At 54.9% G+C, this 583-nt stretch carries 1 protein-coding gene; it reads right to left on the bottom strand.

Annotation, left to right across the window (positions count from 1 at the left end):
• On the bottom strand, nt 1-583 hold a 583-nt coding region (locus AC0DBE_RS21550; protein ID WP_472963722.1), incomplete at both ends, for an AAA family ATPase.

Below are 583 nucleotides of genomic sequence, written 5' to 3' on the forward strand. Positions count from 1 at the left end.
GGGTTTTTAACGCCCACTTTCGCCATCTTCTGGATCAGTTTACCCGGCATAGAACCGATGTAGGTACGACGGTGACCGCGGATCTCCGCTTCATCGCGTACGCCACCCAGCGCCATACGGATATACTTACGTCCGGTCGCTTTGGCGATGGACTGACCCAGAGAGGTTTTCCCTACCCCCGGTGGTCCCACCAGGCACAGAATCGGGCCTTTGATTTTGTTCACACGGCTCTGGACTGCGAGGTACTCAAGAATGCGGTCTTTCACGCGCTCAAGGCCGTAGTGGTCGGTATCCAGGATCTCCTGCGCCTGACGCAGGTCTTTTTTGACCTTGCTGCGGGCATTCCAGGGAACCTGAACCATCCATTCGATATAGCCGCGCACGACGGTCGCTTCAGCCGACATTGGAGACATCATTTTCAGCTTCTGCAGTTCTGCTTCGGCTTTCTCTTTGGCCTCTTTCGGCATTTTCGCCGCGTCGATCTTACGCTTCAGCGCTTCGTTTTCGTCCGGCGCGTCATCCATCTCGCCGATCTCTTTCTGAATGGCTTTCATTTGCTCATTCAGATAGTACTCACGCTGAG

The sequence above is a fragment of the Bacillus sp. VA15 genome, assembly GCF_055721145.1.